The organism is Amycolatopsis albispora, assembly GCF_003312875.1.
Classification (GTDB): Bacteria; Actinomycetota; Actinomycetes; order Mycobacteriales; family Pseudonocardiaceae; genus Amycolatopsis; species Amycolatopsis albispora.
Genome location: NZ_CP015163.1, coordinates 3,643,042 through 3,667,108 on the forward strand (window position 1 = coordinate 3,643,042; position 24,067 = coordinate 3,667,108).

Consider the following 24,067-nt stretch of genomic DNA (forward strand, 5'->3'; position numbering starts at 1 on the left):
CACGATCTCCACCAGGCCCGCCGCCACCAGGAGCAACCAGCTCACGACGCCAGCCGATCGACCGCGGCCAGCGCGGCGGCGTGCGACTCCCGCCGCTTGCCGTCCAAATCGGACAGTGACGGATCGACCACCGCGTTGGTCAGCTCAGCGTGCACGAACCGCACGTCGGTGACGTCGTAGTGCCCGGCGAAGAAGTCACGCAGGTACCGCTCCTGGTAGTCGAAGGGCTCACGCGGGGTGCCCGCCCCATACGCGCCGCCACGCGCGCCGACCACTACAAAAGCCTTCCCCGACAACGACATCCGCGGGAAGGTGACCTGGTCGATCCAGGTCTTCAACGCGGCCGGGACGGAGAAGTTGTACATCGGCGCCCCGATCAGCACGACGTCCGCGGCGAGCAGTTCGTCCAGCAGTGGCGCGACGACCGCCCACGCCTCGCGCTGCGCGTCGGTGCGCACGGCCTCGGGGTACCGCGCGGGCTCGGTGATGCCGTGGGCCAGCAGGTAGTCGCAGATCTCGGTCCACGCCTCGCCGATCAGCGGCACCGGGTCGGCGGCGAGGTCGCGGTAGGTGTACCCGGCGCCGGGGTGCGCCGCACGCCAGGCTTCGGCGAACCGGGCACCCAGCTGTCGCGAGAAGGAGTCGCGGCGGGCACTGGAATCGAGGTGGAGCAACTGCGCCATGGGAGGTCCCTCCGGAAGATCACCGAGTAAGTGGACACCGCGTCCACTTACTCCCCACCCTACGCGCGAAGTGGACACGATGTCCACTACAGTGCGAGAGGTGACCCGTGAACGCGCCGACGCCGCCCGGAACCGCGCCAAGGTGCTGCACGCGGCCGAGGCGCTGTTCGCCGAGCGCGGGGCCGAAAACGTGACGATGGACGACATCGCGAAGGCGGCCGGGGTCGGCCGGGGCACGCTCTACCGGCGGTACCCCGACCGCGCGGCCATCGCCGTCGCCCTGTTGGACGAGCACGAGCGGAAGCTGCAGGAACAGCTGCTGCGCGGCGATCCGCCGCTCGGTCCCGGCGCGCCGCCCGCCGAGCGGCTGGCCGCCTTCTACGCCGCGATGCTCGACCTGCTCGCCGACCACGGGCACCTGGTGCTGGGCAGCGAGATCGGGCACCAGCGCTTCGGCACCGGCGCCTACGGTTTCTGGCGCGCCCACGTGCACGCGCTGCTCACCGAAGCGAGCCTGCCCGATCCCGACGGCCTCGTCGACGTCGTGCTCGCGCCGCTGGCCCCGGAACTGTTCCGCTACCAGCGGGAACGCGGCGTGAGCCTGGACCGGCTCAAGCGGAACCTGCGTGAACTCGCGTTACGCACCTGCGGGCTTGGCGACGCCGCCGGACGCGCTTGAGACCAGGCCGCCGCCGCAGCCGCAGCCCGACACGGGCGGTTCCGGGAACTGCTGCTCGGCGGCGGCCTTCTCGATGTCCGCCAGCATGCGCGTGCGCTCGCCGGGTCCGAGGTAGCGGCCGCGATGCACCACGGCGTGGATGCGGCGGGTGTTGGTGATGTCGGCGAGCGGGTCCTCGTCGAGCACCACCAGGTCGGCCACCTTGCCCGGCTCGACCGTGCCCTCGGTGCGGTCGCGGCCGAGGAATCGCGCGGCGTCCCTGGTCGCCGCCTGCAACGCACTCATCGGCGACAACCCCGCGCGCACCAGCAGTGCCAGCTCGTCGTGCAGGGAGAAACCCGGGAAGCAGAAGGCGTTGTTCGAGTCGGTCCCGGCCAGGATCGGCACGCCAGCGCGGTGCAGGTCGCCGGTCATCGCGAGTTCGGCCTCGAAGAACCGCCGGTGCTCCTCGATCTCCACTGGGGTGGCCGGTCCGGTCTGCTCGACCTGGAGCCACCAGTAGTCGGTGATCATCTTCGGCAGGTAACGCAGGCGCGGATCGTTGCGGTCGAACCCGCTCGCGGGCAGGGAGAGCGCCCTCAGCACGCTCAGCGTCGGCGACGCGTGGGTGCCGTTGCGCCGGAGCCGGTCGAACAGGCGGCGCGCGCGACGCCGGTCGTGCGTCGTGGCCGCTTCGCGCTCCAGTGCCCGGGCGACGGTGTACCAGGCCTGCGGGTTCGCCGGATCGATCGGCGTCGCGGCGAGGCGCTCGCGTAGTTCGGCCTCCTTCGACGAGGTCGCGGTGAAGAAGCCGAACAGGTGCTCCATGCTGTGCTGACCGGCGTCGGCGGCGTCGAGCGCGGACATCCGCTCCGGCACGTGCCCGACAAACCGGAGGCCGACACGCCGGGACTCGTCGGCCACCGCGTGCAACGCCTCCGCCGACAGCATCGAGTACACCTTGACGAAGTCCGCGCCCTGCTCCTTCATCGTCCGGACCGGCCGCGCGTGCCTCGTCCGGGGTGCTCACCGACACCGCCCCGGTCGGCGCGTGGACCGAATGCGGCCCGTCGATGATGTTGCTGGCGATCACCATGCGCGGACCGGTGACCACCCCGCGCTCGATGCGATCGCGCAGGTCGGGCAGCTGCGGGTGGAAGTAGCCGTACATTTCGCGGATCCCGGTCACCCCGTTGACCACGTACAGCGGCGGGTAGATCGCGTCCAGCGGCACGGTGTGCACGTGCATGTCCCACAGCCCGGGAATCACGAACTTGCCACGCAGGTCGATCACCCGCGCGCCCGCGTGAGCGACCGAGCCTGCCGCCACGATCCGGTCGCCGATCAGCGCGATCGTGCAGCCGCGCCGCGGGCGGCCGCCGGTGCCGTCGATCAGCGTGGCGCCGGTGAGCACGAGCGGGGTGGCCGCGGTGGCCGTTCCGATGGTGGCGAGCAGGCCGCCCGCGACGGCGGCGCCGCCTTTGAGGAAGTCACGTCGAGTGGGCATGGCCGACACCGTGCACCTTGACGTAGCGGGAGAGTCAAGCTCGGCTAGCGTGGAGGGGTGTTGGTCCTGCACGGCCTGGGCACCGCGGCCGGTGAAGTCGCGTTGTGGGCCGAGGACTCGGCGCTGCCCGCGACGGTGAGCGGCCCGCTGCCCGGCGCCGCCGTCGCGCACCCGTTCGCCGTCGAGGACCTGTCCCACCTGGTGCCGGGCGGCCGGGCCGAGGTCGTGCCGCTGCTGCTGCCGTCGACCGGTGACGGGCCGCTCGCCTCCCCCGAACTGGTCCGCGACCCGCTGGCCGAGCCGGCGCCCCCGACCGGCGTCCGGCTGGAGCCGTGGCTCGTGCCCGCCGTGGTGCTGTCCCCCGGTGCCGCCGCCGAGGTGCTGGCCGGGCTCACCGAAGCCCAAGTCCGCCTCGGCAGCTCACCGCACTACCTGCGCCAGGTGACCGCCTTCGCCGCGGACCTGGCCGACCGCGGGCGCGTGCTGCCGGGCCTGGTCACCGGCGTCGGCGGGCTGCGCGCGCGGTGGCGGCCCGCACTGTCCGGAGTGGACTCGGCACGGTTCGCCAAGCTGGCCGCCGCGATGCCGCCGATCTGCCGCGCGCAGCCCGTGCGACCCGAAGACACCGACGGCCGTCCGGCTGCCGAGGTGCTCCGCTCGCTGCTCAACGCGCTGACCGACCACGAGGTCCGCGACCGGCTGGACGGGCTCCAGCTGGCCACCGGCTCCGGCGCGGTCGAGTCCTGGCTGGGCGCGCTCACCGGTGAACCCGGGTTCGAGGCCGACCGCCACGAAGCCCGCGAGCTGCGCGACCGGATCGACGCCTGGCACGCCAGCGCCGCGCACGACGCCGCAGTCCGGCTGGGCTTCCGGCTGCTGTCCCCGGAGCAGAACGAGAAGGAGGACTGGCGGCTGGAGTTCCTGCTCCAAGCCGTCGAGGACCCGTCCGTGCTGATCCCGGCGAGCCAGGTGTGGCGGTCCGGCCAGCACGACGTGCTCAGCCGGTGGATCCACCGCCCGCAGGAGCTGCTGCTGACCGAACTCGGCCGCGCCAGCCGCCTGTTCCGGCGGCTCGACGACGCGCTCGCCGAAGCGCACCCGGCCGGTCTCGATCTCGACGCCGAAGGCGCCTACGACTTCCTCACCCAGGCCCCGGCGCTGGACGAGGCAGGCTACGGCGTGCTGTTGCCGAAGGAGTGGCGGCGTCCCGGTGACGTCGCGCTCCGGCTCGAAACGCGGAGCAAGTCGGCCACCGGGGTGGTGACGAAGGACCGTCCGCTCGACCTCAAGCAGCTCGTCGACTACCGGTGGGAGCTGTCGGTGGGCGGGCAGAGGCTGTCCGAAGCCGAGCTGGCCTCGCTCGCCGCCGCGAAGGTGCCGCTGGTCCGCCTGCGTGGCCAGTGGACCCGCATCGACCAGCGCGGACTGGCCGCCGGGCTGGCCTTCCTGAACACCAGCCGCCGCGGGGAGATGTCGGTCAGCCAGGCGATCCGGCACCTCGGCGCGAGCCCGGCGCCGCTGCCGGTCGCGGAGGTCACCGGCGACGGGCGGTTCGGTGAGCTGCTCGAAGGCAAGGCGGGCCGGTTTGTCGAACGGATCGACACGCCGCCCGGATTCCACGGCACGCTCCGGCCGTACCAGCTCCGCGGGCTCGCGTGGCTGGCCTTCCTGGACGAACTGGGGCTGGGCGCCTGCCTCGCCGACGACATGGGCCTCGGCAAGACGGTGCAGCTGCTCGCGCTGGAAGCGTTGTGCCGCAAGGACGGCCCGCGACCACCCACACTGCTGGTCTGCCCGATGACGGTGGTCGGCAACTGGCAGCGTGAAGCCGCGCGGTTCACGCCGGACCTGCGCGTGCACGTCCACCACGGCATCGACCGCGGCCCGGTGCGCGCGGCCGAAGCCGATCTGGTGATCACCACCTACGCGCTCGCGGCCAGGGACGCCGAATCTCTGTCCGAAGTGGACTGGGACCGGGTGGTGCTCGACGAGGCGCAGAACGTCAAGAACAGCGCGTCACAACAGGCAAAAGCGGTGCGCGGGTTCACCGCCCGCCACCGCGTGGCGCTGACCGGCACCCCGGTGGAGAACCGGCTCGCCGAACTCTGGTCCATTATGGACTTCCTGAACCCCGGTTTCCTGGACACCGCCAACACCTTCCACGCGCGGTTCTCGGTGCCGATCGAACGCCACGGCGACCACGAAGCCGCCGCCCGGCTGCGCCGCGCCACCGGGCCGTTTGTGCTGCGGCGGCTGAAAACCGATCCCGTGGTGATCGACGACCTGCCGGAACGCCTGGAGTTCAAGCAGCTCTGCACGCTCACCGCCGAGCAGGTCACGCTCTACCGCGCGGTGGTCGACGACATGCTCGACCAGATCGCGCAGGCCGAGCAGATCAAGCGCAAGGGCCTGGTGCTGGCGACGATGTCCAAGCTGAAGCAGGTGTGCAACCACCCGGCGCACTTCTTCGGCGACGGCTCGGAACTCGCCGGGCGGTCCGGGAAGCTGGCGCGACTGGAGGAAGTGCTCGAAGAGGTGCTGGCCGAAGGCGACAAGGCGTTGTGCTTCACGCAGTTCGCGCGGTTCGGCGCGATGCTGGTGCCGTACCTGTCCGAACGCTTCGACACCGAGGTGCTGTTCCTGCACGGCGGCACCAGCCAGCCCGAGCGGGACAGGCTGGTCGAACGCTTCCAGTCACCCGGCGGGCCGTCGCTGTTCCTGCTCTCGCTCAAGGCGGGCGGCACCGGGCTGAACCTGACCGCGGCCAACCACGTGGTGCACATCGACCGCTGGTGGAACCCGGCGGTCGAGGACCAGGCCACCGACCGCGCGTTCCGCATCGGGCAGCGGCGTGACGTGCAGGTCCGCAAGTTCGCCTGCGCGGGCACGCTGGAGGAGAAGATCGACCGGATCCTGACCGAGAAGGCGTCGCTGGCGCGGCTGGTGGTTGGTGCCGGGGAGCACTGGCTCACCGAGCTGTCCACCGAGAGCCTGCGCGAACTGCTCACCCTGGAGGCGCCATGACCTGGTGGTCCCGGCGGTTCCTGGAGACGCTCGACGGGCTCGGCCTCGGCGGTTACCGCACCAGCGGGCAGCGGTCCGCGCGTGCCGGGTACGTGCTGAACCTGTCGGTGTCGACCAGCCTGGTGACCGCGCTGGTCCGCGACTCCGGGCCTGATCCGCACCGCGCGCGGATCGCGGTCAAGGCCTTTGAATCGGCGGACTGGGCGCGGATCGAGCAGGAACTCGCCGCGCAGGCGGTGTTCGCGGCGAAGCTGCTCGCCGGTGAGGTGCCCGCCGATCTCGAAGGCTTGTTCGTGAAGCTGGGGCTGAGCCTGTTCCCGCGGAGCTTGCGGGAGATGACGATGGACTGCTCCTGCCCCGGCTGGGAAGTGCCGTGCCGCCACCTGGCCGCGGCCTGCGTGGTGCTCGCGGAGTCGTTCGACGCCGATCCGTTCACCTATCTCGCCTGGCGCGGGCGCACGCGGGAGCAACTGCTGGACCGGCTGCGTGCGCTGCGCACCCACTCGGCCGACCGGGACACCGGGCCCGCCACCCTGGCCGACGAGCTGGATTCCTTCTGGGGCAAGCGAACCGAGGTGGCGGTTTCCGGTGGGGCGACCACCTCGGTGCTCGACCAGCTGGATCCGCTGCCGCTGGAATCCGGCGGCAGGTCGGTCACCGAACTGCTGCGCCCGGCTTACGACACGATGACCTCACGGCCACGGGCCGAGCCCGGGAAGTGACTTGTCGACACGGCGGCTTCAGCACCAGGCGAACACCTTCGGGCGCGCGGGGCGCGAGGAAGTCGAGCGCGTGCGCGCAGAACTCGGGACTCCAGTCGTCCGGCCGGTAACCGAGGTCCGCATCGGCGAAGTGGATCTCCAGCTCGCGCCACCAGCAGAAAACCGTGGCCGGCAACGGCCCGTCGCGGTAGCTGGTCGGCAGCTGCCAGCCGTAGCTCAGCCGCCGCTGTCACCGGCGTCGGTGAACCGGCTGGGCCGCCGGGTGGCGCGCTCGGCGAGGAACTGCTCGAAGGTGATCGTCCCGTCGAACCGGTCGCCGACCAGGTTGTGCCCGCTCCGGTACCCGGCCATGATCCGGCCGGGCACGCGGAGCGGCACGAGCAACCGCCGCCGTCCGGTGGCGGCGAAGTAGGCACGTGCGAGGCTCTTGGCGTCCCGGATCTCCGGGCCGCCGAAATCCGGGACGCGCCCGGCCGGCTCACCGAGCGCGAGCTCGGCCAGCCGGTCGGCCACGTCCCGCGTGTCGACCGGCTGGAACCGGATCGACGGCACCGGCACGATCGGTGACCGCCCCAGCGTCGCGAAGATGAACTGGATGAGTTCGTGGAACTGCGTCGCGCGCATCGTGGTGTACCCGAGGCCGGACGCCTCCAGCTGCCGCTCCACGGCGAGCTTGGTCTTGTAGTACGGCAACGGGATGCGGTCGATGCCGACGATGGAGATGTACACCAGGTGCGCCACCCCGGCCCGCTTCGCCGCGGCGAACAGCTTCGCGGCGGACTGCTCGTCGCCGCCGGTCAGCGTGGTGGCGCAGTGCACCACGGTGCCCACGCCGGCCAGCGCCGCGTCGAGCCCGGCGCCGGTGCGCAGGTCCACCGGCACGAACCGGCTACCGCCGGCCACCGGCCGCGTCCGCCTGCTCAGCACCACCACCTCGCGCCCGGCGCCGAGCAGGGTCCGGACCACTCGCCTGCCCAGCGAACCGGTGCCACCGGTCACCACGATCGGAGTCATCGCCCTCCCTTTCGCCGCGTTCGAGCTGTGGACTACACAGCGGGCCCCGATGTGACAGGGTCCGGCAGTTCCGACGTCCTTCCCCAGATCCGGAGCACGTCGGCGACGAACTGGCGTCGCGTCAGGCCGAGTGCTCGCAGGGCCGGGCCGTGGTCGTAGGACACCGTGACCACCGCGCCGAACAGCAGCACCCGCCACACGCCGTGCACCAGCAGCCGCGCCGGCCGTGACAGCGGCGCGAACGCGGCCGCGAGGCGCCGCAGGTGGAACGGGACGTGCCGCTCCTCGTCGGCGAGGATGCGCCCGGCGACCTCGGTGGTCAGCGCGTCCGGCGTGCCGTCGCGCAGCGCGCGGTAGTAACGCAGCGCGACGACCTCGGCGATCATCAGCACCATCAGTTCCAGGCGCAGCCCGAGCGCACGGCGGAGCCGCACGAACACGGCGTCGGTCCAGTGGCCGCCGATGGTCTTCGCGTTCGCGGCGGTGAGCAGGTGTTCGAGAAGGCGCGCGTGGTTGCGCTCCTCGTCGACGAACATCCGCACCGCCGTCGAATACGCCGCGTCCCCGGCGGCTTCGGCCTTCGCGATCAGGTTGGCGCCGTCACCCGCCTCGCCGACCTGGAACCGCTGCACACTGCGGATCACCGCCGCCGGCAACTCGGCCCCCTTTGTCCACTGTGGATCACCCAGCTCCCGCCGCCGCTCGGCTTCCGCCTCGAAGTGCTCGACCCACCCGGTGAATTCGCTCAACTTGCCACTCCTTTCCTTCCGTCCCTTGAGACGGGCGGTGCACGGAGCGCGTTGGCCGAACCCACCGGGAGGTTCGATGGACGGTTTGTGGAGATCCTGTGGACTCGCCTGCCGCGGGGAGCTGACCCGACACTTTCCGTAACACAAGTACCACGTCGACCGACATGCTGAGAGCAGACTTGAGGGGGGCACATGGACGTCAGCCACAAGCAGATTGTCGACTACTGGGCGGCGGTCGAGGACGAATCCGGCCTGGCCGTCGACTGGGCTGAAGCCCACGAACGGTGCTGGCGCTGCGGGTATCGGTCCCGCCTGGAGAGATGCCACATCATCCCCGACTCGCTCGGCGGACGCGCTTCGCCGGACAACCTCGTGTTGCTGTGCGGCCGATGCCACCGCGAGGCACCGAACCATGCGGAACCCGAGTACATGTGGCGGTGGTTGCGAGCCACCTGTGTTCCCTTATACGACACCTACTGGACGATCCGCGGCACAGCGGAATTCGAGGTCATGTTCGGCAGGAAACCACTCGAATGCCTGTTGGCGGCCGGAATCGCCGTCGACGAACTGACAGATGGGTTCCGCGCCGTGCTGAAAGACGAGTTCGCCAGGGCGGTCATCCACTTCGGCGAAGGTCGCCTCAACCCGTCCACCATCGCCTGCATCATGGCCGAAGCCGAGAGGAAGCTGGCACATCACCATGGCGTCACCCTCCCGGACGAACCAGTGACCCGGGCAAACCAGTGGATGTTTGGTGCTCGCTCGTGACCTTGACGATGGCGGACGTTCGGCTCGGTCCGCTGGCCGGTACCGAACTGACGCTCTGGTGCACCAAGTCCGGACGGCTTTGGCACGGCGACGACACCTGCCCGGGAATGAAGCAGCGAGCACGGCACGTCGTGCAGAAGCAGCCCCGTAAGGGCTCGTTGGCGGACCTGGTTTCACCCGGGCGGGTGCACTGCGTTCCGCAAGGTCCGCTTGCCGACCACTTCGCCGCGGGAGAGGCGCTCGTCGATTTCGACGCTCGCACCGACACCCTCGTCCAACTACTGGGAGAGGGCACGGTCGACCTGACCGCTTTCGACCTCGCCACCATCCGGCAGAAGCACCCGAAGGTGGTCAGGGCGCCGCTCGTCAAGGTGTGGAAGCAGTGTCGCGAGCGCCGGGAATCGTTCCTCGCCGAGCTGGCCGAAATGCTGACCGAACGGCTACCGGTGATGGTCGCCGCCGCTTGGCTCCGCACCAACGACCGCTCGGAGCAGGACACCAAACATCGCAAGTACGCCAGGTTCGTCGAAATCGCGGTACGGGAGTTCCAGCCGATAGAACAACTCGAGGAGTGGGACATCCGGTACCTGGCCGGCATCCACGTGCTCCCCAGGTTCCTCGACCTGGTCTGGGAGGGCGAAAACCCCACCTCGGCAGCCAGGAAAGTCGCTGCTCAGCAAGCCAAGTGGGCACGTCGAGCGGTCGACACGTTGTCAGACTCAGATAAGGCCGACGAGAGATGGTCAACTCTCCCGGACCGCGTCCATGAGGTGTGGACCACCACCGCGCTGCTTTGGATCGGCCTTCTCGACGGAATCTGCGCCGCGAACCACGGTGAGACCTTCGCCCTGTTCCACGAGGACCAGCTCCCGGTGCCAACGTACGCGTTCCATCGGCTGTTCCCCTGCGCCCGAATCAGGACAACCACCTTCACCTGGCTCGCTGGAGCCATACCCGCGATCTTCCGGCTGTGCCTGAAGGAGCGCACACGCGGCTTGAACGGCATCGAAGTGGACCCCGAAGATTCCTTCGTCTACGACCACAAGAGACCCGCCTTGTTCCTGAAAAACCTGTTCACATTGCACGGGTTTCCGGAGTTGGCTCGTTGTGTGGAAAACGTGGCGGCGGACCCACCTCGGCACCCTCCGTTCGACGCAAGCAAAATCGACGACTACTTCCGAGGTTTCGGCTACGGCTTGAATGACTACGGGCTCGCCCCCGCGGACTGCCGCTATGCAGCTCAGCTGGCACAGGGGGATCGGCGAATTCGCAAGGGTTGGCTCGCCGGTATCCACGACGAGCCGAACGAACCCACCATCTCCGTGGGAGGCCTGCCCATCGAGGTAGTTCGCTTGCTGGAAAAGGGGAACGCCGCCCAACTGTTGTCCGCGATCCAGTTGCACGTCCGGCGAGACCAGCTGGCCACCGTGCGGGCGGCCGTCCGGCGGCCCGGCGCCCTGGAGCGGGAGATCCAGGCCGCGCTGAGCGACGCGTGGTGGATGTTCGGGGGTGAGTTCGTCGGCGAAGCAGCACGGCGCCGCTTGGTGGCCACGGCCGAACTCGACATCCCGCTGCTCCAGCCGGATGGGGTTCTCCACGTCGTGGAGTTGAAGCGAGCCGACGTCCCGGTTGTGCGAAATCATCGCAATGGCCTCATTGTCGGAGCCGTGGTACACGAAGCCGTCGGCCAGACGATGAACTACTTGACCTTGCTCGACGAACAGCGCACGAGCTTGCAAATCGAGTTCGGTATCGACACCCGCCGCGCGAGCGCGACCGTGGTCGTCGGCCACCCCGGGTTCCAGCAGAATCTTTCTGCCGCGGAGATCCACGAGACGTTGCGCATCTTCAACAGCCATCTCAGCCGAGTCGAAGTCATTACCTACCAGCAACTACTCGACCGGGCGGAACGGGTGCTCGATCTGGTGGGAAAGCCGGACGGGGTGCCTGCCGCTGAAGCAGGCACCCCGTCCGGGAGCGTGACTCAGCTGCAGCCCGAGGTGGCGCCGCAGCCTTCGCAGGCGTAGCACGAGCCGGCCGGTCGCATCTTGGTGCCGCAGGTCATGCAGAGCGGCGCATCGGCCACCTTGCCGAGGTGCAGTTCCATCAGCTCGGCGGAGGTCTGCGGCTTCCGTTCGCTTTCCGGCTCGGCTTCCTCGGCGTAGACGCTGCTGCGCAACTCGTCGAGATCGACCCCTGGCGGCTCGGCGGTGGCCGTGCCGTAGTCGGTGTCGGCCTGTGCCGCGCGTTCCTCGGCGGTGAAGATGCCGAGCTGCGAACGCTTTTCGTACGGCAGGTAGTCCAGTGCGAGGCGCCGGAACAGGTAGTCGAGCACGCTGGTGGCGATCCGCACGTCCGGGTCGTCGGTCATGCCCGCCGGCTCGAAGCGCAGGTTGGAGAACTTCGAAATGTAGAACTCCAGCGGGATCCCGTACTGCAGGCCGACCGAAATGGACATGGAGAACGCGTCCATCACCCCGGCCAGCGTGGACCCCTGCTTGCCGAGCTTGATGAAGATCTCGCCGAGCCCGTCGTCCGGATAGGACCCCGCGTGCAGGTAGCCCTCGGCACCGCCCACGGTGAACGAAACCGTCTGGCTGGGGCGTTTCTTCGGCAGGCGCTTGCGGACCGGGCGGTACTCGACCTGGGGTGCCTCGGCGGGCTTGTCCGACTTGGCGGTGGACAGCGGCTGGCCGACCTTGCAGTTGTCGCGGTAGATCGCCAGCGCTTTCAGGCCGAGTTTCCAGCCCTGGAAGTAGATCTCCTCGACGTCGGCGACGGTCGCCGACTCCGGCATGTTCACCGTCTTCGAGATGGCGCCGGACAGGAACGGCTGCACCGCGGCCATCATCCGCACGTGACCCATCGCCGCGATGGCACGCTCGCCGACCGCGCAGTCGAACACCTCGTAGTGCTCCGGCCGCAACCCCGGCGCGTCCACCACGTGCCCGTGCTGCGCGATGTACTCGACGATCGCCTCGGCCTGCTCGCCCTGGTACCCCAGCACGGACAGCGCGCGCGGCACCGTCTGGTTCACGATCTGCATCGAGCCGCCGCCGACCAGCTTCTTGAACTTCACCAGCGAAAAGTCCGGCTCGATCCCGGTCGTGTCGCAGTCCATCATGAAGCCGATGGTGTTGTGGCTGACAAACCCGTTCGCGACGTAGGTGACGTTCTCCGGCACGGACAGGTCGTAGGTCGGCCGCACCCCGCCGTCCTCATTTGCCGCCACCGTTTCGAAGAGGTAGCCGAGCGCGTGCCCCAACTGCTCGTCGAGCGTCTCGGCGAACAGCCGCGACGCCAGCCTCCTGGCCACCCCGCCCGTCTTCCGCAGTGACTGGAGCACCGCGTCGCGGTCCTCGTGCCCCGGCGGCACCAGCGAGTTCCAGCGCTCGGCGGGCAGGAAGACCAGGTCGCGCTTCGCGGACGTGCGCGGTTCCACCGCCACCACCGCGCGCGACTTGCGCTCACCGATGAAGCCGACCACCTCGTCGAACGCCGGTGCGTGGTCGACGTCGCGCACCCGCACCTGGTACTGGGCACCGCCCCGGCCGCTGGTGATCTCCCGCGTGGTCGTCGCCAGGCGCAGGGTCAGCATCATCGAGCGGATGTCTTCGGCAAAGGTCTCCGACGCCGTGCTCACGCTCGGCACGCCTTCGAGAACCGTGCCGTCCGCCTCGAACAAACCACGCAGGAACGCCGCGTACACGGTCACGTCGTTCGTCTCGCGGATCGCGGCGGGCACGCGTGGCGTCCAGCCGTTGCCGGTGTGATCGGTGCCGGGCAGGTCCTTGGCGAACCCGGCCGCCCGCCACCAGTTGGCCAGGCGCACGGAAGCGAACAACACCTCCTGGTGACCGGCGGCCGGGGTGACCGTGGCCTCCACCCCGAACAGCCCCTTGCCCAGTACCCGAAGTCGCTCGACCACGTCGAGATCGGCGTCCGCGACGCGGAACCGAAGCCCCTCGGCGTGCAGGCTTCCCTCGCCCATGAAGTAACCGGCCAGTTCGGCCAGGTCCTCGTCGACGAAGCCGGGGACCACCGTGGTCCGGTCGCCCTCACAGGCCTGGTCCAGCACCGGCATCGCCACCCGGCGCGGTTCGCCGACCAGCCCGCCCAGTTGCAGCGGCAGGACGTCACCGGAGCGCACATCGGCGAGCCGCTTCCACACCCAGGCTCCGTTCTCGACCACCTTCACCCGGTGGGCGAGGGTGCCCTGGATCCGGTACCCGCCCGCGGTGACCAGCCGCCGGGTCGGCTCCTCGCCGTTGACGAAGAACCTGGTCGCCCGGCGCGGTCCTTCGTCGGTCGCGACGGTGAAGTCGACGTCCTGCCAGCGATCGCCGTACACCTCGCCCAGCTCGGACAGCCGGGCGAGCCCGCGGTCGGTGGTCACCAAGGTGTCGGCGGTCAGGCAGCCGGTCGGGGCGAGCACGCTCGCCTGGGCGTTGCGCCAGCCGTGCTCGGTGCCGATCTTGATGCCGCGGTGCCACTCCTCGGAGGCGAGCTTGCGCACGGCGGCGTCGGTGGTGTGGTAGGTGCGGATGAGCTCGTTCGCGGCGGCGTGCTTGCGCATCACCCGCTGGTGCGCCTCGGCGTTGCGCGCGTAACCCTCGTACGGGCCGACCACACCGGCCAGTTCGGCGGAGCGGCGGTAGGACACGCCGGTCATCAGCGAGGTGATCGCCGCCGCGAGCGCGCGGCCGCCGTCGGAGTCGTAGGCGTGGCCCATCGCCATCAGCAGCGCGCCGAGGTTGGCGTAGCCGATGCCGAGCTGGCGGAACTTCCGCGTGGTGTCACCGATCGGCTCGGTCGGAAAGTCGGCGAAGCAGATGGAGATGTCCATCGCGGTGATCACGAACTCGACCGCGCGGGCGAACCGGTTGGCGTCGAAGGTGCCGTCCTCGCCGAGGAACTTCAGCAGGTTCAGCGAAGCCAGGTTGCAGCTGGAGTTGTCCAGGTGCATGTACTCCGAGCACGGGTTGGACGCGGTGATCCGGCCGGACTCGGGGCAGGTGTGCCAGTCGTTGATGGTGTCGTCGTACTGGATGCCGGGGTCGGCGCACTCCCAGGCCGCCTGCGCCATCGAGCGGAACAGCTTCTTCGCCTCGACCTCGGTGACCACCTCGCCGGTCTGCCTGGCGCGCAGGCCGAAGGTGGTGTCGGCCTCGACCGCCTGCATGAACTCGTCGGACACGCGCACCGAGTTGTTGGCGTTCTGGTACTGCACGGAGGAGATGTCGGCACCGGACAGGTCCATGTCGAACCCGGCGTCACGCAGGACGCGGATCTTCTGCTCTTCCCTGGCCTTGGTCTCGATGAACTCTTCGACGTCGGGGTGGTCGACGTCGAGCACCACCATCTTCGCCGCCCGGCGGGTGGCCCCGCCCGACTTGATGGTGCCCGCGGAGGCGTCGGCGCCACGCATGAACGAAACCGGGCCGGACGCCGTGCCACCGGAGGACAGCAGTTCCTTCGACGACCGGATGCGCGACAGGTTCAGGCCCGCGCCGGAGCCGCCCTTGAAGATCAGGCCCTCTTCGCGGTACCAGTTCAGGATCGACTCCATCGAGTCGTCCACGGCGAGGATGAAGCAGTTGTGCACGCGAAGGTTCCCGGCAAGGAACTCCCCGCTGTCGGTCTGGATGTCGTAGACCTCCATCGGCCCGAGGTCCTCGATGCGCGCGATCTCCAGCCGCTTGGTCGGCTTGGCGGGCCTGCCCGGCCGTTCCAGGCTCGCCTCGAGCTTCGCCGACTTGCGCTCGTCGACGAAGCCGATCTCCGCCGCGAAGATCTCCCAGTCACCCCGGTTCTGGATCCGCAGCGACCAGCAGCCGTGCCGGTTCGGCCGGGGGTCGGCCTTCTTCGCCACCCGCGAGAAGATGCCGAAGCGCAGCAGGAGGTTCTGCACCCCGCGGACCAGTTGCTCGCAGATCATGTCCATGCCGACCAAAGTGGACCGCTCGCGATCCGAGACATAGCCCTCGGCCTGGAACAGGCTACGCAGGTACGCGGCCACCACGGGCAGCGGCGCGGTGTACAGGCGCGCCGGGACCGTCATGGCCGCACCGCGGGTACGCAGGCTCCAAGCATCCACAAAGGACTGGAGATGGTTGCCGCAGAGCCGGGTGCGACGACAGTCCAGTCCCTCGTCTTTGGTGACCACTGACCGTTCGTGGCGGTGCGCTCCCGGGAACACCCGGTCGAGGGCGTCGGTCACCCAGGCGAGCTCCGCGTCGTTGACGGTCATCGCCTCGATGGTCAGGGACCGGTTCGTGCCCTCGTAGCGTCCGACGAACCCATCGGACTGCAGCCAACCCGCCAGCGCCGCTTCGGCGATCTCGCGCTGATCGATCTCCCGCTCACCGAACGAGCGGACCCGGTGCCAGTCGAGCTGGTCCCCCGGGCGCAGCGTGCCCGCTTCGACGAACTCGCCGCCGGTGGCACTCGTCGCCTTCCAGACCAGGTGATCGGCGGTGACGTCCAGCGTGTACCCGGCCTTGGTGTGCACCCGGTGGACGTTCTTGCGGCCGTTGGCCTTGGTGGCCACCACGCCGGTGACGCCGTGTCCGTCGTAGACCTTCGCCCCGACCGCGTCCGTGTCCACCAGTTCCCCGATCGGCACCAGCCCGGTGGGTGTACTGACCAGGGCGTGGTACGGCAGGCAAGCCGAGACCTGCTGCTTCGAAGCGGTGCCGACGTTGAACCAGACCGGGGAGTTGAAGCTGAACACCTGGTGCAGCAGCATCCAGGTGAGCTCGTGCTCGAAGATCTCGGCGTCGGCCGGGGTGGCGAAGTAGCCGTGCTCGGTACCGGCGCGGACGTAGGTGCCGACCACGCGGTCGATCAGCTGCTTCAGGCTGCGCTCGCGCTGCGGGGTGCCGACCGCGCCGCGGAAGTACTTGCTGGTCACGATGTTGGTGGCGTTCACCGACCAGAACGCGGGGAACTCCACGCCGCGCTGCTCGAAGTTCACCGTGCCGTCGCGCCAGTTCGTCATCACGACGTCGCGTTGTTCCCACTCCACCTCGGCGTACGGGTGCACGCCCTCGGTGGTGAACACGCGGCGGATGCCGAGCCGGCCGGGTTGCCGCTGCTCAACGGCGTCCGCGCCGGTTCCCACGGTTTCGGTCATGGGCACTCCCTCGTTCCGGCACGGAACGGCGAGCCTTACTCGTCGTTCGCGCTCTCTTCGCTACCGGCTATGGCCTGGCGAAGGTCCGCGATCTCCTTCTCGAAGTCCTCGACCGAGGAGAACGAGCGGTAGACGCTGGCGAAGCGCAGGTAAGCGACCTCGTCGAGGTCGCGGAGCGGGCCGAGGATGGCGAGACCGACCTCGTGACTCGGGATCTCGGCGAGCCCGGCGGACCGGATCGATTCCTCGACCCGCTGCGCCAGCTGCTGGAGATCGTCGTCATCGACGGGGCGGCCCTGGCAGGCGCGGCGCACCCCCCGCACCACCTTGTCCCGGCTGAACTGCTCGGTGACCCCGGACCGCTTCACCACGGCGAGCACCATCGTCTCGGAGGTGGTGAACCGTCGGCCGCACTCCGAGCACGACCGGCGGCGGCGGATCGCCTGCCCCTCGTCCACCTCGCGCGAGTCGACGACGCGGGAGTCGGCGTGACGGCAGAACGGGCACCGCATCAGCAGACCACCCTTCCTTCCGCGGCAGGTGTGCACACCCGGGACAACTGGCTCCGATTCTACCCCAAGCTGTGGACCAACTACAGGCGTGTTACCACTAGATATGGGGGTGGACTCTAGAAGCGCACCGGGCCGACCGCAACCGCGCAACGCCGCTGGACCGGGTGAATGCAGAACCTCGGATTCAGGTGCCCCGGCGGGCTGGTGCTGGTTGCCGTCCACGTCCACCTCGCCACTCGTGGTGCCCCGCGTTGGGGGGCCGGAAGTTCTGCTGGGCTCGTAGTCCCCTCGATGGGGTAACCCCTGGCCGCTGTCTGCGCGGCTTGGTTCGCGGACGCCGTTTCGCCGGGCCGCCGACGGCCAGCCGCAGCAGGAGCGGCAGTTCGCGGCGACCGCTTCGGCGGGAGCCTCGATGGGCAGCCTGGCGCCCGACCATCCCTGGCCACACCGCCGGTGTGCGCCTGCCCCGGCATCCCGAGGGCACAGCGGCGGGCCAGTTCGCGGAGGTCGCTTCGACGGGCCTCGCCAGTTCCGGGCACAGCCGCGCCTCGACGCGGGCACACCTCAGGTGTGCGCCTGCCCCGGCTCGCCCAGAAGGCGGAGCCGTGGAGTCAGTTCGTGTGGGCTTCGGTGGGGACTTCGAGGGGCAGGCCTGGCACGAGGCCGCGCTCGTCCAGGCGGTTCAGGTCACGGATGCGGTCGACCACGGCGGCGCCATCGCTGCTCGGCGCCATCCGCTCGGCCACATCCCACAGCGTCTCCCCCGGCGCGACCGAGACCACCGCGGTCTGCGACGGCACCGGCGCGGTCATCGCGTCGGCCAGCAGGCCGAAGCCGGCCACCACCACGCCGACGGCCACCGCCAGCGCGGCCAGCCACGGCCAGCGCACCGCCCGCCGGACCGGGGTGCACCGGGTGTCCGGCGCGGCACGCAATCCGGCGACCACGCGCGGCCGCGTCGGCGGGCGGCGGACCTCGCCCCTGACCCTGCCCCGGCGGGCGGACCGGACCGGTGGTGCGACGGGCGCCTCCACCGAATCCACGGCCTCCCCGACCGTCACGTTCTCGTCGATCAGGACCCCGCGCCTGACCACCACTCCCCGCACGTCGCTCACGTCGACCAGCACCGACATCACGGAACCTCCTCGCGGCCCTCGCCCAGGGCCGGTACGCTGGCACCGAACCCTCGAACAGGCGTTCTATCGAACTCCCGTGCGAATGTGTACCACCCGGGACCGACAAAATCGAGCGGCGCCCGGCGTGTCGGTCGAACAAATGTTTGATCTCCACCCCGTGGCGGGCTAGCGTCGCAGGAAGGGCCACCGGCGTGGCGCGCTCCGGCGTGGCGTGGCGGCCCTCGGCAACCGAACCGGGCCGGTGGCAGACCCCGTCCACCGGCCTCCAGCACCTGGGAGGCGAACCACAGTGAGTGTCAGGAAGGGCCCGCCGGGCGGCAAGATACCCGCGCTGCGTGAACCCGAGGACTCGGACGAGAGCTTGACCGTCCGGCAGTCGCAGGTCCTCGAAGTGATCCGGGCCTGGGTCGACCGCTTCGGCTACCCGCCGAGCGTGCGCGAGATCGGCGAGGCGGTCGGCCTCAACTCGACCTCCTCGGTCTCCCACCAGCTGCGTGCCCTGCAGCGCAAGGGCTACCTGCGCCGCGACGCGAACCGCCCGCGCGCGGTGGGCGTGCTGGCCGCGGACGCCGAGCCGGGCACGCCGATCGAGCAGATGCCCAAGCCGGCCTACGTACCGCTGGTCGGCCGGATCGCCGCCGGTGGCCCGGTGCTGGCCGAGCAGTCCATCGAGGACGTCTACCCGCTGCCGAAGGACATCGTCGGCGAGGGTGACGTCTTCCTGCTCAGCGTCACCGGTGACTCGATGGTCGACGCGGCCATCACCGACGGCGACTGGGTGGTGGTGCGCCAGCAGCCGACCGCGAACAACGGCGAGATCGTGGCCGCGATGATCGACGGCGAAGCCACCGTGAAGACCTACAAGCTCAAGGACGGGCACGTCTGGCTGATGCCGCACAACGAGGCGTACGAACCGATCCCCGGTGACGACGCCACGATCCTCGGCAAGGTGGTGGCGGTACTGCGCAGGCTCTAGTTCACCGGCGGCGCAGGCGGCTCACCACAAAAACCAGTCCGAGCGCGACGAGCACGGCGATGGCGGCCGCCGGCAACAGCGGCACGCCCGACTCGGATCCACCGGTCGCGGGGTCACCGGTGGGTCCGGGCGAGCCCTGCTCGTCCGCGGCGGTAGTGGTGGCCGAGACCAGCCCGGTCGCCCCACGCACGGCCCGCACGGGCTGGCCGGTGCCTTCGCTGGCGGACAGCAGCGTGCCGTCCGGTTCGAAGGCAATGGCTTCGCCCTGCGGTTCGTTCGGCAACGGCACGCGCACGGGACTGCGCTTCAGCGCGGCCGCCACGTCACCGTCCGGGGCGGCGTAGAGGTAGGCGTCGGTGTAGGTGCGCAGGGCAACGGTTTTGCCGTCGTGGCTCACCGCACCGCCGGTGACCAGCAAGGAGCCGACGCCACCGACCGGTCCTCCCGGCGTGTCGGTGGTGGCGATGTCCAGCGTGCCGACCTTCTCCAGCGCGTTCGGGCCGGGGCTCTTCAGCTCGGCGGCCGGTTTGTACACCTCGGCGCGGCCGAGCACGTTCTTGGTCACCACGAACGGCGTGCCGGAACCGTCGAGCAGCAGCGCCTCGGCGTCGTGCTGCCCGTCCGGGTAGGTGAGGCGGTAGAGCGTGGCCTTGCCCGCCGGGGTCAGCGCGTGCAGCGCCACGGTTTCACGCTGCTTGCGGTTGTCCCCGGTGTCGGCCAGCCAGAGCGTGCCGTCCGGCGCGCGGGCCAGGTCCTCCACGTCGTACGGGTCGACCGGCGCGGAGATCACCTTCTGCACCCGGCAATCCCGGCCGAGCACCACCACCTGCAGCTTTGTGCCGCCGTCACCCATCGCGTACCAGCGATCGCCGTCGGCCGCGAGGCCGGACAGCTCGGCCAGCCGTGCGTCGCGGACCGTGCACAGCGACTCCGGCGCGGGCACGTCCTGCGCGACCGCGGCCGGGGTCACCGCCAGCATTCCCGCGAGCACCACCGCGCACGCCCGACCGCGCACCCACCCACCTCCGTCAGCGAAGAAACCCTCGCCGTCGAAGGTACTGGGTCACGCGGGCGAGCCGTTGACCGCGAAGGTCTCCAGCGCGGCGGCCAGGTCCGGGTGGACCCGCGCCCGCAGGTGCGTGCCCTCCTCGGTGTGCTCCTCGGTGAGGACCTCACCGTCGGCGTGCGCCCTGGCCACGAGCTCGCCGCGGGTGTACGGCACCACCGCGTCGACCACCACGTCCGGGCGCGGCACGCGCTGCGCGATCTCGGCGACCAGCGCCTCGATGCCTTCACCCGTCTGGGCGGAAACCACCAGCGCGCCGGGCAGCAGGTGCCGCAGCCTGGCGAGGGTGACCTCGTCGGCCGCGTCCGCCTTGTTGATCACCAGCAGTTCCGGCGGCAGCGGCTCGCTGCGCTTGCTGGTGATCTCGCCGAGCACGTCACGCACCGCGTTGACCTGCTCCTCCGGCGCCGGGTCGGAGCCGTCCACCACGTGCAGCAGCAGGTCGGCGTCGGCCGCCTCCTCCAGCGTGGAGCGGAACGCGTCGACCAGCTGGTGCGGCAGGTGCCGGACGAAGCCGACGGTGTCGGTCAGCGTGTAGGTGCGCCCGTCGGGCGTGTCGGCCCGCCGGGTGGTCGGGTCGAGGGTGGCGAACAACGCGTCCTCCACCAGCACCCCGGCCCCGGTGATGGCGTTGAGCAGGCTCGACTTGCCGGCGTTGGTGTAGCCGACGATGGCCACGCTGGGCACCTCGTTGGCCACGCGGCGGCCGCGCTTGGTCTCGCGAATGGTGTCCATCGAGGCGATCTCGCGGCGCAGCTTGGCCACGCGCTTGTTGATCCGCCTGCGGTCGGTCTCCAGCTTGGTCTCACCGGGACCACGCAGGCCCACGCCGCCGTTGCCGCCACCGGCCCGGCCACCGGCCTGCCGGGACAGCGATTCACCCCAGCCCCGCAGCCGCGGGATCAGGTACTGCAGCTGGGCCAGCTCGACCTGCGCCTTGCCCTCCTTGGAGCTGGCGTGCTGGGCGAAGATGTCCAGGATCAACGCGGTCCGGTCGACCACCTTGACCTTCAGCTTCGCCTCCAGCTGCCGCAGCTGGCCGGGGGACAGCTCACCGTCGCAGATCACCGTGTCGGCGCCGGTGGCGCGCACGATGTCGAACAGCTCGCGCACCTTCCCCGAACCGATGTAGGTGGCCGGGTCGGGCCGGGAGCGGCGCTGCACGATGCCTTCGAGCACCTCCGAGCCCGCCGTTTCGGCGAGCCGGGCGAGTTCGGCCAGCGAGGCCTCCGACTGGGCGGCGGTACCTTCGGTCCACACGCCGACCAGCACGACCCGCTCCAGGCGGAGCTGCCGGTATTCGACTTCGGTGATGTCTTCGAGCTCGGTGGAGAGCCCGGCGACGCGCCGCAGCGAGGCGCGGTCTTCCAGTTCCAGCTCACCGATCGACAGCTCCTCGCCGTCGAGTTCGGCTGCCATATCAGTGTGTGTCAGTTCCGTCATCGTCCTTCCATGGTCCCACGAACCGCGGGAACTGCCGAATGCATTACGTGCTCGGGTACAGCGCCACGTACACCGCGGTCCGCTCGGCACCCGGGGTGACCGGCCGTTCCGCGTACTCCTCGAGCAGCCCGTACAGGCGGCGCTTGAACTCCGCGCGCTCGTCCTCCGCCAGCTGGAGCACCAGGCGCGTTTGCTCGACCTTGGCGGTCCCTGCCTCCCCGACCTCGGCGAGGTAGGCCTCCAGCGACGCCTGCCCCAGCTCTTCGCTTTCGTCGAACTGGAGGTTCCAGGACAGGCCGGTCGACAGGTACGGGATCTCCTTGGCGCCGCGGTTGCCGCGCCGGGCGGGCTGCGCCACCAGGAACCCGGTGTCCACCAGCTTGCGCACGTGGTGGAGCACGGTCGCCGGGTCCTTGCCAAGGCGGCGCGCCAGTTCCTTGTTGGTCAGCGCTTCCTTGAAGGTCAACCGGATGATGCGCAGCCGTATTCCCGAGGCCAGCGCGTTCGCCTCGGCCTCGGTCGCCCTGCGTCGCTCGGTGCCCACGGCGGTCAGCGTACGACGGCAAAGTGATTGACACTTTCCAATCGCTTCCGCTTGACTGCCCGGGTGCGTGAGAACTCGCTGTGGCGGCATGCCGACTTCCGCCGGTTGTGGGCCGGTGACACGGCCAGCCAGCTCGGCACCTTCGTCGGGCACACCGTGCTCCCCCTGCTCGCGGCCACCGTGCTGGCCGCCACCCCGCTCGAAATGGGCGTGCTGGCCGCGTCGGAGACGCTGGCGTTCCTGCTGCTCGGCCTGCCGGCGGGCGCGTGGGTGGACCGGTTCCGCCGCCGCCCGCTGATGCTGCGGGCCGACTTCGCCCGCGCCGCCCTGCTGATCTCGGTGCCGCTGGCCTGGTGGGCGGGGGTGCTGACGCTGACGCAGCTGGTGGTGGTCGCCCTGCTGGTGGGCGTGTGCACGGTGTTCTTCGACGTGGCCTACCAGTCGTACCTGCCCTCGCTCGTCGGCCGTGACCAGTTGCTGGAGGGCAACGCGAAGCTCCAGTCCAGCCAGTCGGTCTCGCAGGTGGTCGGCCCCGGGATCGGCGGCGGCATCGCGCAGCTGCTGGGCCCGGCGAACGCGGTGCTGGTGACCGGGCTGGGCTTTCTCAGCTCGGCACTGTGCCTGCTGCGGATCCGGCGCACCGAGCCCGAGCCGGAACCCCACGAGAACCCGAAGTTGTCCGCCCAAATCGCCGAGGGCCTGCGGTTCGTCTTCGGCAACCGCACCCTGCGCGCGATCACCTCGTCCACCGCCACCGCCAACTTCGCCAACGGCATCTTCCTCGCGGTGGAGATGCTGTTCCTGACGCGCACGCTGGGCCTGTCGGCGGCCGCGGTGGGCGTGCTGCTGGCCGTCGGCGGCGCGGGGAGTGTGCTCGGCGCGCTGACCTCCGGGCTGGTCAACCGGCGGATCGGGCAGGCGCGGGCGATCTGGCTCGTCCCGCTGCTGACCTGGCCCGCCCACCTGCTGGTGCCGCTCGCCGCGCCGGGCTGGCGGCTGGGTTTCGCCGTGGCCGGCCTGGCGTTGTTCGGCTACGGCGTGATCGTGTATAACGTCGCGCAAGTTAGCTACAGACAAGCGATCTGCCCGGACCGGCTGCTCGGGCGGATGAACGCGAGCGTGCGGTTCGTGGTCTGGGGGGTGCTGCCGCTGGGCTCGCTGCTCGGCGGCGTGCTCGGCGAATTCGCCGGCATCCGGAACACGCTGTGGATCGCCGGGGCGCTGGAGACGCTGGCCGTGGTCTGGGTGCTCACCTCACCGCTGCGGCGGATGCGCGACATCCCGGCGGCCGTGCCCGCCTAGGTCAGCCGTTGGCCGCCCACCAGGCCTCGTCCAGCTCTCCCCTGGCGACGATCTCCGCCGGCCCGGTGAGCGTGGACTCGCCGGGCGCCACCGTGACCACCACGCGGCCGCCGGGGATGTCCACCACGGATTCGGCGGACTCCAGCCCGGCCAGGTGCTGCGCGGCGGCCACCACGGCCACCGTGCCGGTGCCGCAGGCACGCGTCTCGCCCACACCGCGCTCGTACACGCGCATGCGCAGGTGCCCCTCACCGAGCGCGTTGACGAACTCCAGGTTCACCCCTTCGGGGAAGAAGTCGCCGTCGAAGGCGGGCTGGTCGCGCAGGTCGAGCCCGGCCACGTCGTCCTCGGTGAACGACACCAGGTGCGGGTTGCCGACGTCCACCGCCACCCCGGAGAACGACTGCTCGCCGACCATCGTCACCGAGGAACCGGTGATCGTCGCGGGTCCCATTTGGACGGTCACGGTGCCGTCCTCGCGCACCACCACCGGGCGATCCCCGGCCCGCGTGCCGATGACGAACTCGGGGCCCGCGGCCAGTCCGGCGTCGACCAGGTAGCGGACGAACACGCGGACGCCGTTGCCGCACATCTCGGCGATCGAGCCGTCGGCGTTGCGGTAGTCCATGAACCACTCACCGGCCGACTCCACGCCGAAGTCGGCCGCGCGCACCACGCGCAGCACACCGTCCGCGCCGATGCCGCGCTGCCGGTCGCAGAGGGCGGCCACCCGCGCCGGGGTCAGGTCCAGCCGCGCGGCCGGATCGGGGAGCAGCACGAAGTCGTTCTGCGTGCCGTGCCCCTTGAGGAATTCGATACCGCCCATGG

General features: G+C 70.2%; 18 protein-coding genes. 7 read left to right on the plus strand and 11 right to left on the minus strand.

Annotation, left to right across the window (positions count from 1 at the left end):
• Positions 1 to 41 precede the first annotated feature (41 nt).
• Positions 42 to 683, minus strand: coding sequence for an FMN-dependent NADH-azoreductase (locus A4R43_RS16915; RefSeq protein ID WP_113693209.1), 642 nt, complete (start codon positions 681 to 683; stop codon positions 42 to 44).
• Positions 684 to 762: 79 nt separating this feature from the next.
• Between A4R43_RS16915 and A4R43_RS16920 the strand changes: the two genes are divergently transcribed.
• Positions 763 to 1,362, plus strand: a complete 600-nt coding sequence (locus A4R43_RS16920; RefSeq protein ID WP_113697666.1) for a TetR/AcrR family transcriptional regulator — start codon at positions 763 to 765, stop codon at positions 1,360 to 1,362.
• Here A4R43_RS16920 and A4R43_RS16925 read toward each other — a convergent pair.
• Positions 1,321 to 2,331 (minus strand): amidohydrolase family protein, encoded by a 1,011-nt coding sequence (locus A4R43_RS16925; protein ID WP_113693210.1) that lies wholly within the window; start codon positions 2,329 to 2,331, stop codon positions 1,321 to 1,323. The two genes, A4R43_RS16920 and A4R43_RS16925, sit on opposite strands and share 42 nt — an antisense overlap.
• A gap of 574 nt (positions 2,332 to 2,905) precedes the next feature.
• Here A4R43_RS16925 and A4R43_RS16935 point away from each other — a divergent pair.
• Both A4R43_RS16935 and A4R43_RS16940 read left to right on the plus strand, forming a co-directional pair.
• Positions 2,906 to 5,872, plus strand: a complete 2,967-nt coding sequence (locus A4R43_RS16935; RefSeq protein WP_113693211.1) for a DEAD/DEAH box helicase — start codon at positions 2,906 to 2,908, stop codon at positions 5,870 to 5,872.
• Positions 5,869 to 6,594: an SWIM zinc finger family protein gene (locus A4R43_RS16940; RefSeq protein WP_113693212.1), complete on the plus strand. Its 726-nt coding sequence runs from the start codon at positions 5,869 to 5,871 to the stop codon at positions 6,592 to 6,594. The genes A4R43_RS16935 and A4R43_RS16940 overlap by 4 nt, the downstream gene beginning before the upstream one ends.
• 216 nt (positions 6,595 to 6,810) lie before the next feature.
• Here A4R43_RS16940 and A4R43_RS16950 read toward each other — a convergent pair whose 3' ends face one another.
• Together A4R43_RS16950 and A4R43_RS16955 are read right to left on the minus strand one after the other, a co-directional pair.
• Positions 6,811 to 7,608, minus strand: a complete 798-nt coding sequence (locus A4R43_RS16950) for an SDR family oxidoreductase (RefSeq protein WP_113693214.1) — start codon at positions 7,606 to 7,608, stop codon at positions 6,811 to 6,813.
• A gap of 32 nt (positions 7,609 to 7,640) precedes the next feature.
• The gene (locus A4R43_RS16955) at positions 7,641 to 8,357 is read right to left on the minus strand and encodes a ferritin family protein (RefSeq protein WP_113693215.1); all 717 of its coding nucleotides are present in this window, start codon (positions 8,355 to 8,357) and stop codon (positions 7,641 to 7,643) included.
• Between the two features lie 192 nt (positions 8,358 to 8,549).
• On the opposite strand from A4R43_RS16955, the gene A4R43_RS16960 reads away from it, so the two are divergent.
• On the plus strand, positions 8,550 to 9,125 hold the full coding sequence (locus A4R43_RS16960) for an HNH endonuclease (protein WP_113693216.1): 576 nt from the start codon (positions 8,550 to 8,552) through the stop codon (positions 9,123 to 9,125).
• Positions 9,122 to 11,152 carry a Shedu anti-phage system protein SduA domain-containing protein gene (locus tag A4R43_RS16965; RefSeq protein ID WP_113693217.1) on the plus strand — a complete coding sequence of 677 codons (2,031 nt, stop codon included), beginning with the start codon at positions 9,122 to 9,124 and terminating at the stop codon, positions 11,150 to 11,152. The genes A4R43_RS16960 and A4R43_RS16965 overlap by 4 nt, the downstream gene beginning before the upstream one ends.
• Here the strand turns inward: A4R43_RS16965 and A4R43_RS44010 are convergent.
• The 3 genes from A4R43_RS44010 to A4R43_RS44015 form a co-directional block, all read right to left on the minus strand.
• Positions 11,110 to 16,260, minus strand: coding sequence for an adenosylcobalamin-dependent ribonucleoside-diphosphate reductase (locus A4R43_RS44010; RefSeq protein ID WP_113693218.1), 5,151 nt, complete (start codon positions 16,258 to 16,260; stop codon positions 11,110 to 11,112). The two genes, A4R43_RS16965 and A4R43_RS44010, sit on opposite strands and share 43 nt — an antisense overlap.
• A gap of 35 nt (positions 16,261 to 16,295) precedes the next feature.
• A complete protein-coding gene (gene nrdR, locus A4R43_RS16975) occupies positions 16,296 to 16,772 on the minus strand; it encodes a transcriptional regulator NrdR (protein WP_113693219.1) in 477 nt (158 codons plus the stop codon).
• 611 nt (positions 16,773 to 17,383) lie between these two features.
• The gene (locus A4R43_RS44015) at positions 17,384 to 17,905 is read right to left on the minus strand and encodes a LysM peptidoglycan-binding domain-containing protein (protein ID WP_236809072.1); all 522 of its coding nucleotides are present in this window, start codon (positions 17,903 to 17,905) and stop codon (positions 17,384 to 17,386) included.
• 325 nt (positions 17,906 to 18,230) lie between these two features.
• Between A4R43_RS44015 and lexA the strand changes: the two genes are divergently transcribed.
• The gene (gene lexA / locus A4R43_RS16985) at positions 18,231 to 18,884 is read left to right on the plus strand and encodes a transcriptional repressor LexA (RefSeq protein ID WP_205215492.1); all 654 of its coding nucleotides are present in this window, start codon (positions 18,231 to 18,233) and stop codon (positions 18,882 to 18,884) included.
• A gap of 1 nt (position 18,885) precedes the next feature.
• Here lexA and A4R43_RS16990 read toward each other — a convergent pair whose 3' ends face one another.
• Genes A4R43_RS16990 through A4R43_RS17000 form a run of 3 tightly spaced genes read right to left on the minus strand, consistent with a single transcriptional unit; the run spans position 18,886 to position 21,937 of the window.
• The gene (locus A4R43_RS16990; RefSeq protein WP_162788498.1) at positions 18,886 to 19,899 is read right to left on the minus strand and encodes an esterase-like activity of phytase family protein; all 1,014 of its coding nucleotides are present in this window, start codon (positions 19,897 to 19,899) and stop codon (positions 18,886 to 18,888) included.
• A 48-nt stretch (positions 19,900 to 19,947) separates the two neighbouring features.
• Positions 19,948 to 21,393 (minus strand): GTPase HflX, encoded by a 1,446-nt coding sequence (gene hflX, locus A4R43_RS16995; protein WP_113693221.1) that lies wholly within the window; start codon positions 21,391 to 21,393, stop codon positions 19,948 to 19,950.
• Between the two features lie 43 nt (positions 21,394 to 21,436).
• Positions 21,437 to 21,937, minus strand: a complete 501-nt coding sequence (locus A4R43_RS17000) for an ArsR/SmtB family transcription factor (RefSeq protein ID WP_236809075.1) — start codon at positions 21,935 to 21,937, stop codon at positions 21,437 to 21,439.
• A gap of 63 nt (positions 21,938 to 22,000) precedes the next feature.
• Between A4R43_RS17000 and A4R43_RS17005 the strand changes: the two genes are divergently transcribed.
• Positions 22,001 to 23,239: an MFS transporter gene (locus A4R43_RS17005; protein WP_113693223.1), complete on the plus strand. Its 1,239-nt coding sequence runs from the start codon at positions 22,001 to 22,003 to the stop codon at positions 23,237 to 23,239.
• Position 23,240: 1 nt separating this feature from the next.
• On the opposite strand, the gene dapF is transcribed toward A4R43_RS17005, so the two are convergent.
• The gene (dapF, locus tag A4R43_RS17010; RefSeq protein ID WP_113693224.1) at positions 23,241 to 24,065 is read right to left on the minus strand and encodes a diaminopimelate epimerase; all 825 of its coding nucleotides are present in this window, start codon (positions 24,063 to 24,065) and stop codon (positions 23,241 to 23,243) included.
• Positions 24,066 to 24,067: the final 2 nt, after the last annotated feature.

What these genes read in the sequence shown, in the direction of transcription:
- hflX (WP_113693221.1), bottom strand. Translation starts at nt 21,393, where the DNA reads ATGACGGAACTGACACACACTGATATGGCAGCCGAACTCGACGGCGAG.
- A4R43_RS16950 (WP_113693214.1), bottom strand. Translation starts at nt 7,608, where the DNA reads ATGACTCCGATCGTGGTGACCGGTGGCACCGGTTCGCTGGGCAGGCGA.
- nrdR (WP_113693219.1), bottom strand. Translation starts at nt 16,772, where the DNA reads ATGCGGTGCCCGTTCTGCCGTCACGCCGACTCCCGCGTCGTCGACTCG.
- A4R43_RS16915 (WP_113693209.1), bottom strand. Translation starts at nt 683, where the DNA reads ATGGCGCAGTTGCTCCACCTCGATTCCAGTGCCCGCCGCGACTCCTTC.
- A4R43_RS16960 (WP_113693216.1), top strand. Translation starts at nt 8,550, where the DNA reads ATGGACGTCAGCCACAAGCAGATTGTCGACTACTGGGCGGCGGTCGAG.
- A4R43_RS44010 (WP_113693218.1), bottom strand. Translation starts at nt 16,260, where the DNA reads ATGACCGAAACCGTGGGAACCGGCGCGGACGCCGTTGAGCAGCGGCAA.
- A4R43_RS44015 (WP_236809072.1), bottom strand. Translation starts at nt 17,905, where the DNA reads ATGTCGGTGCTGGTCGACGTGAGCGACGTGCGGGGAGTGGTGGTCAGG.
- dapF (WP_113693224.1), bottom strand. Translation starts at nt 24,065, where the DNA reads ATGGGCGGTATCGAATTCCTCAAGGGGCACGGCACGCAGAACGACTTC.
- A4R43_RS16925 (WP_113693210.1), bottom strand. Translation starts at nt 2,331, where the DNA reads ATGAAGGAGCAGGGCGCGGACTTCGTCAAGGTGTACTCGATGCTGTCG.
- A4R43_RS16940 (WP_113693212.1), top strand. Translation starts at nt 5,869, where the DNA reads ATGACCTGGTGGTCCCGGCGGTTCCTGGAGACGCTCGACGGGCTCGGC.
- A4R43_RS16920 (WP_113697666.1), top strand. Translation starts at nt 763, where the DNA reads ATGTCCACTACAGTGCGAGAGGTGACCCGTGAACGCGCCGACGCCGCC.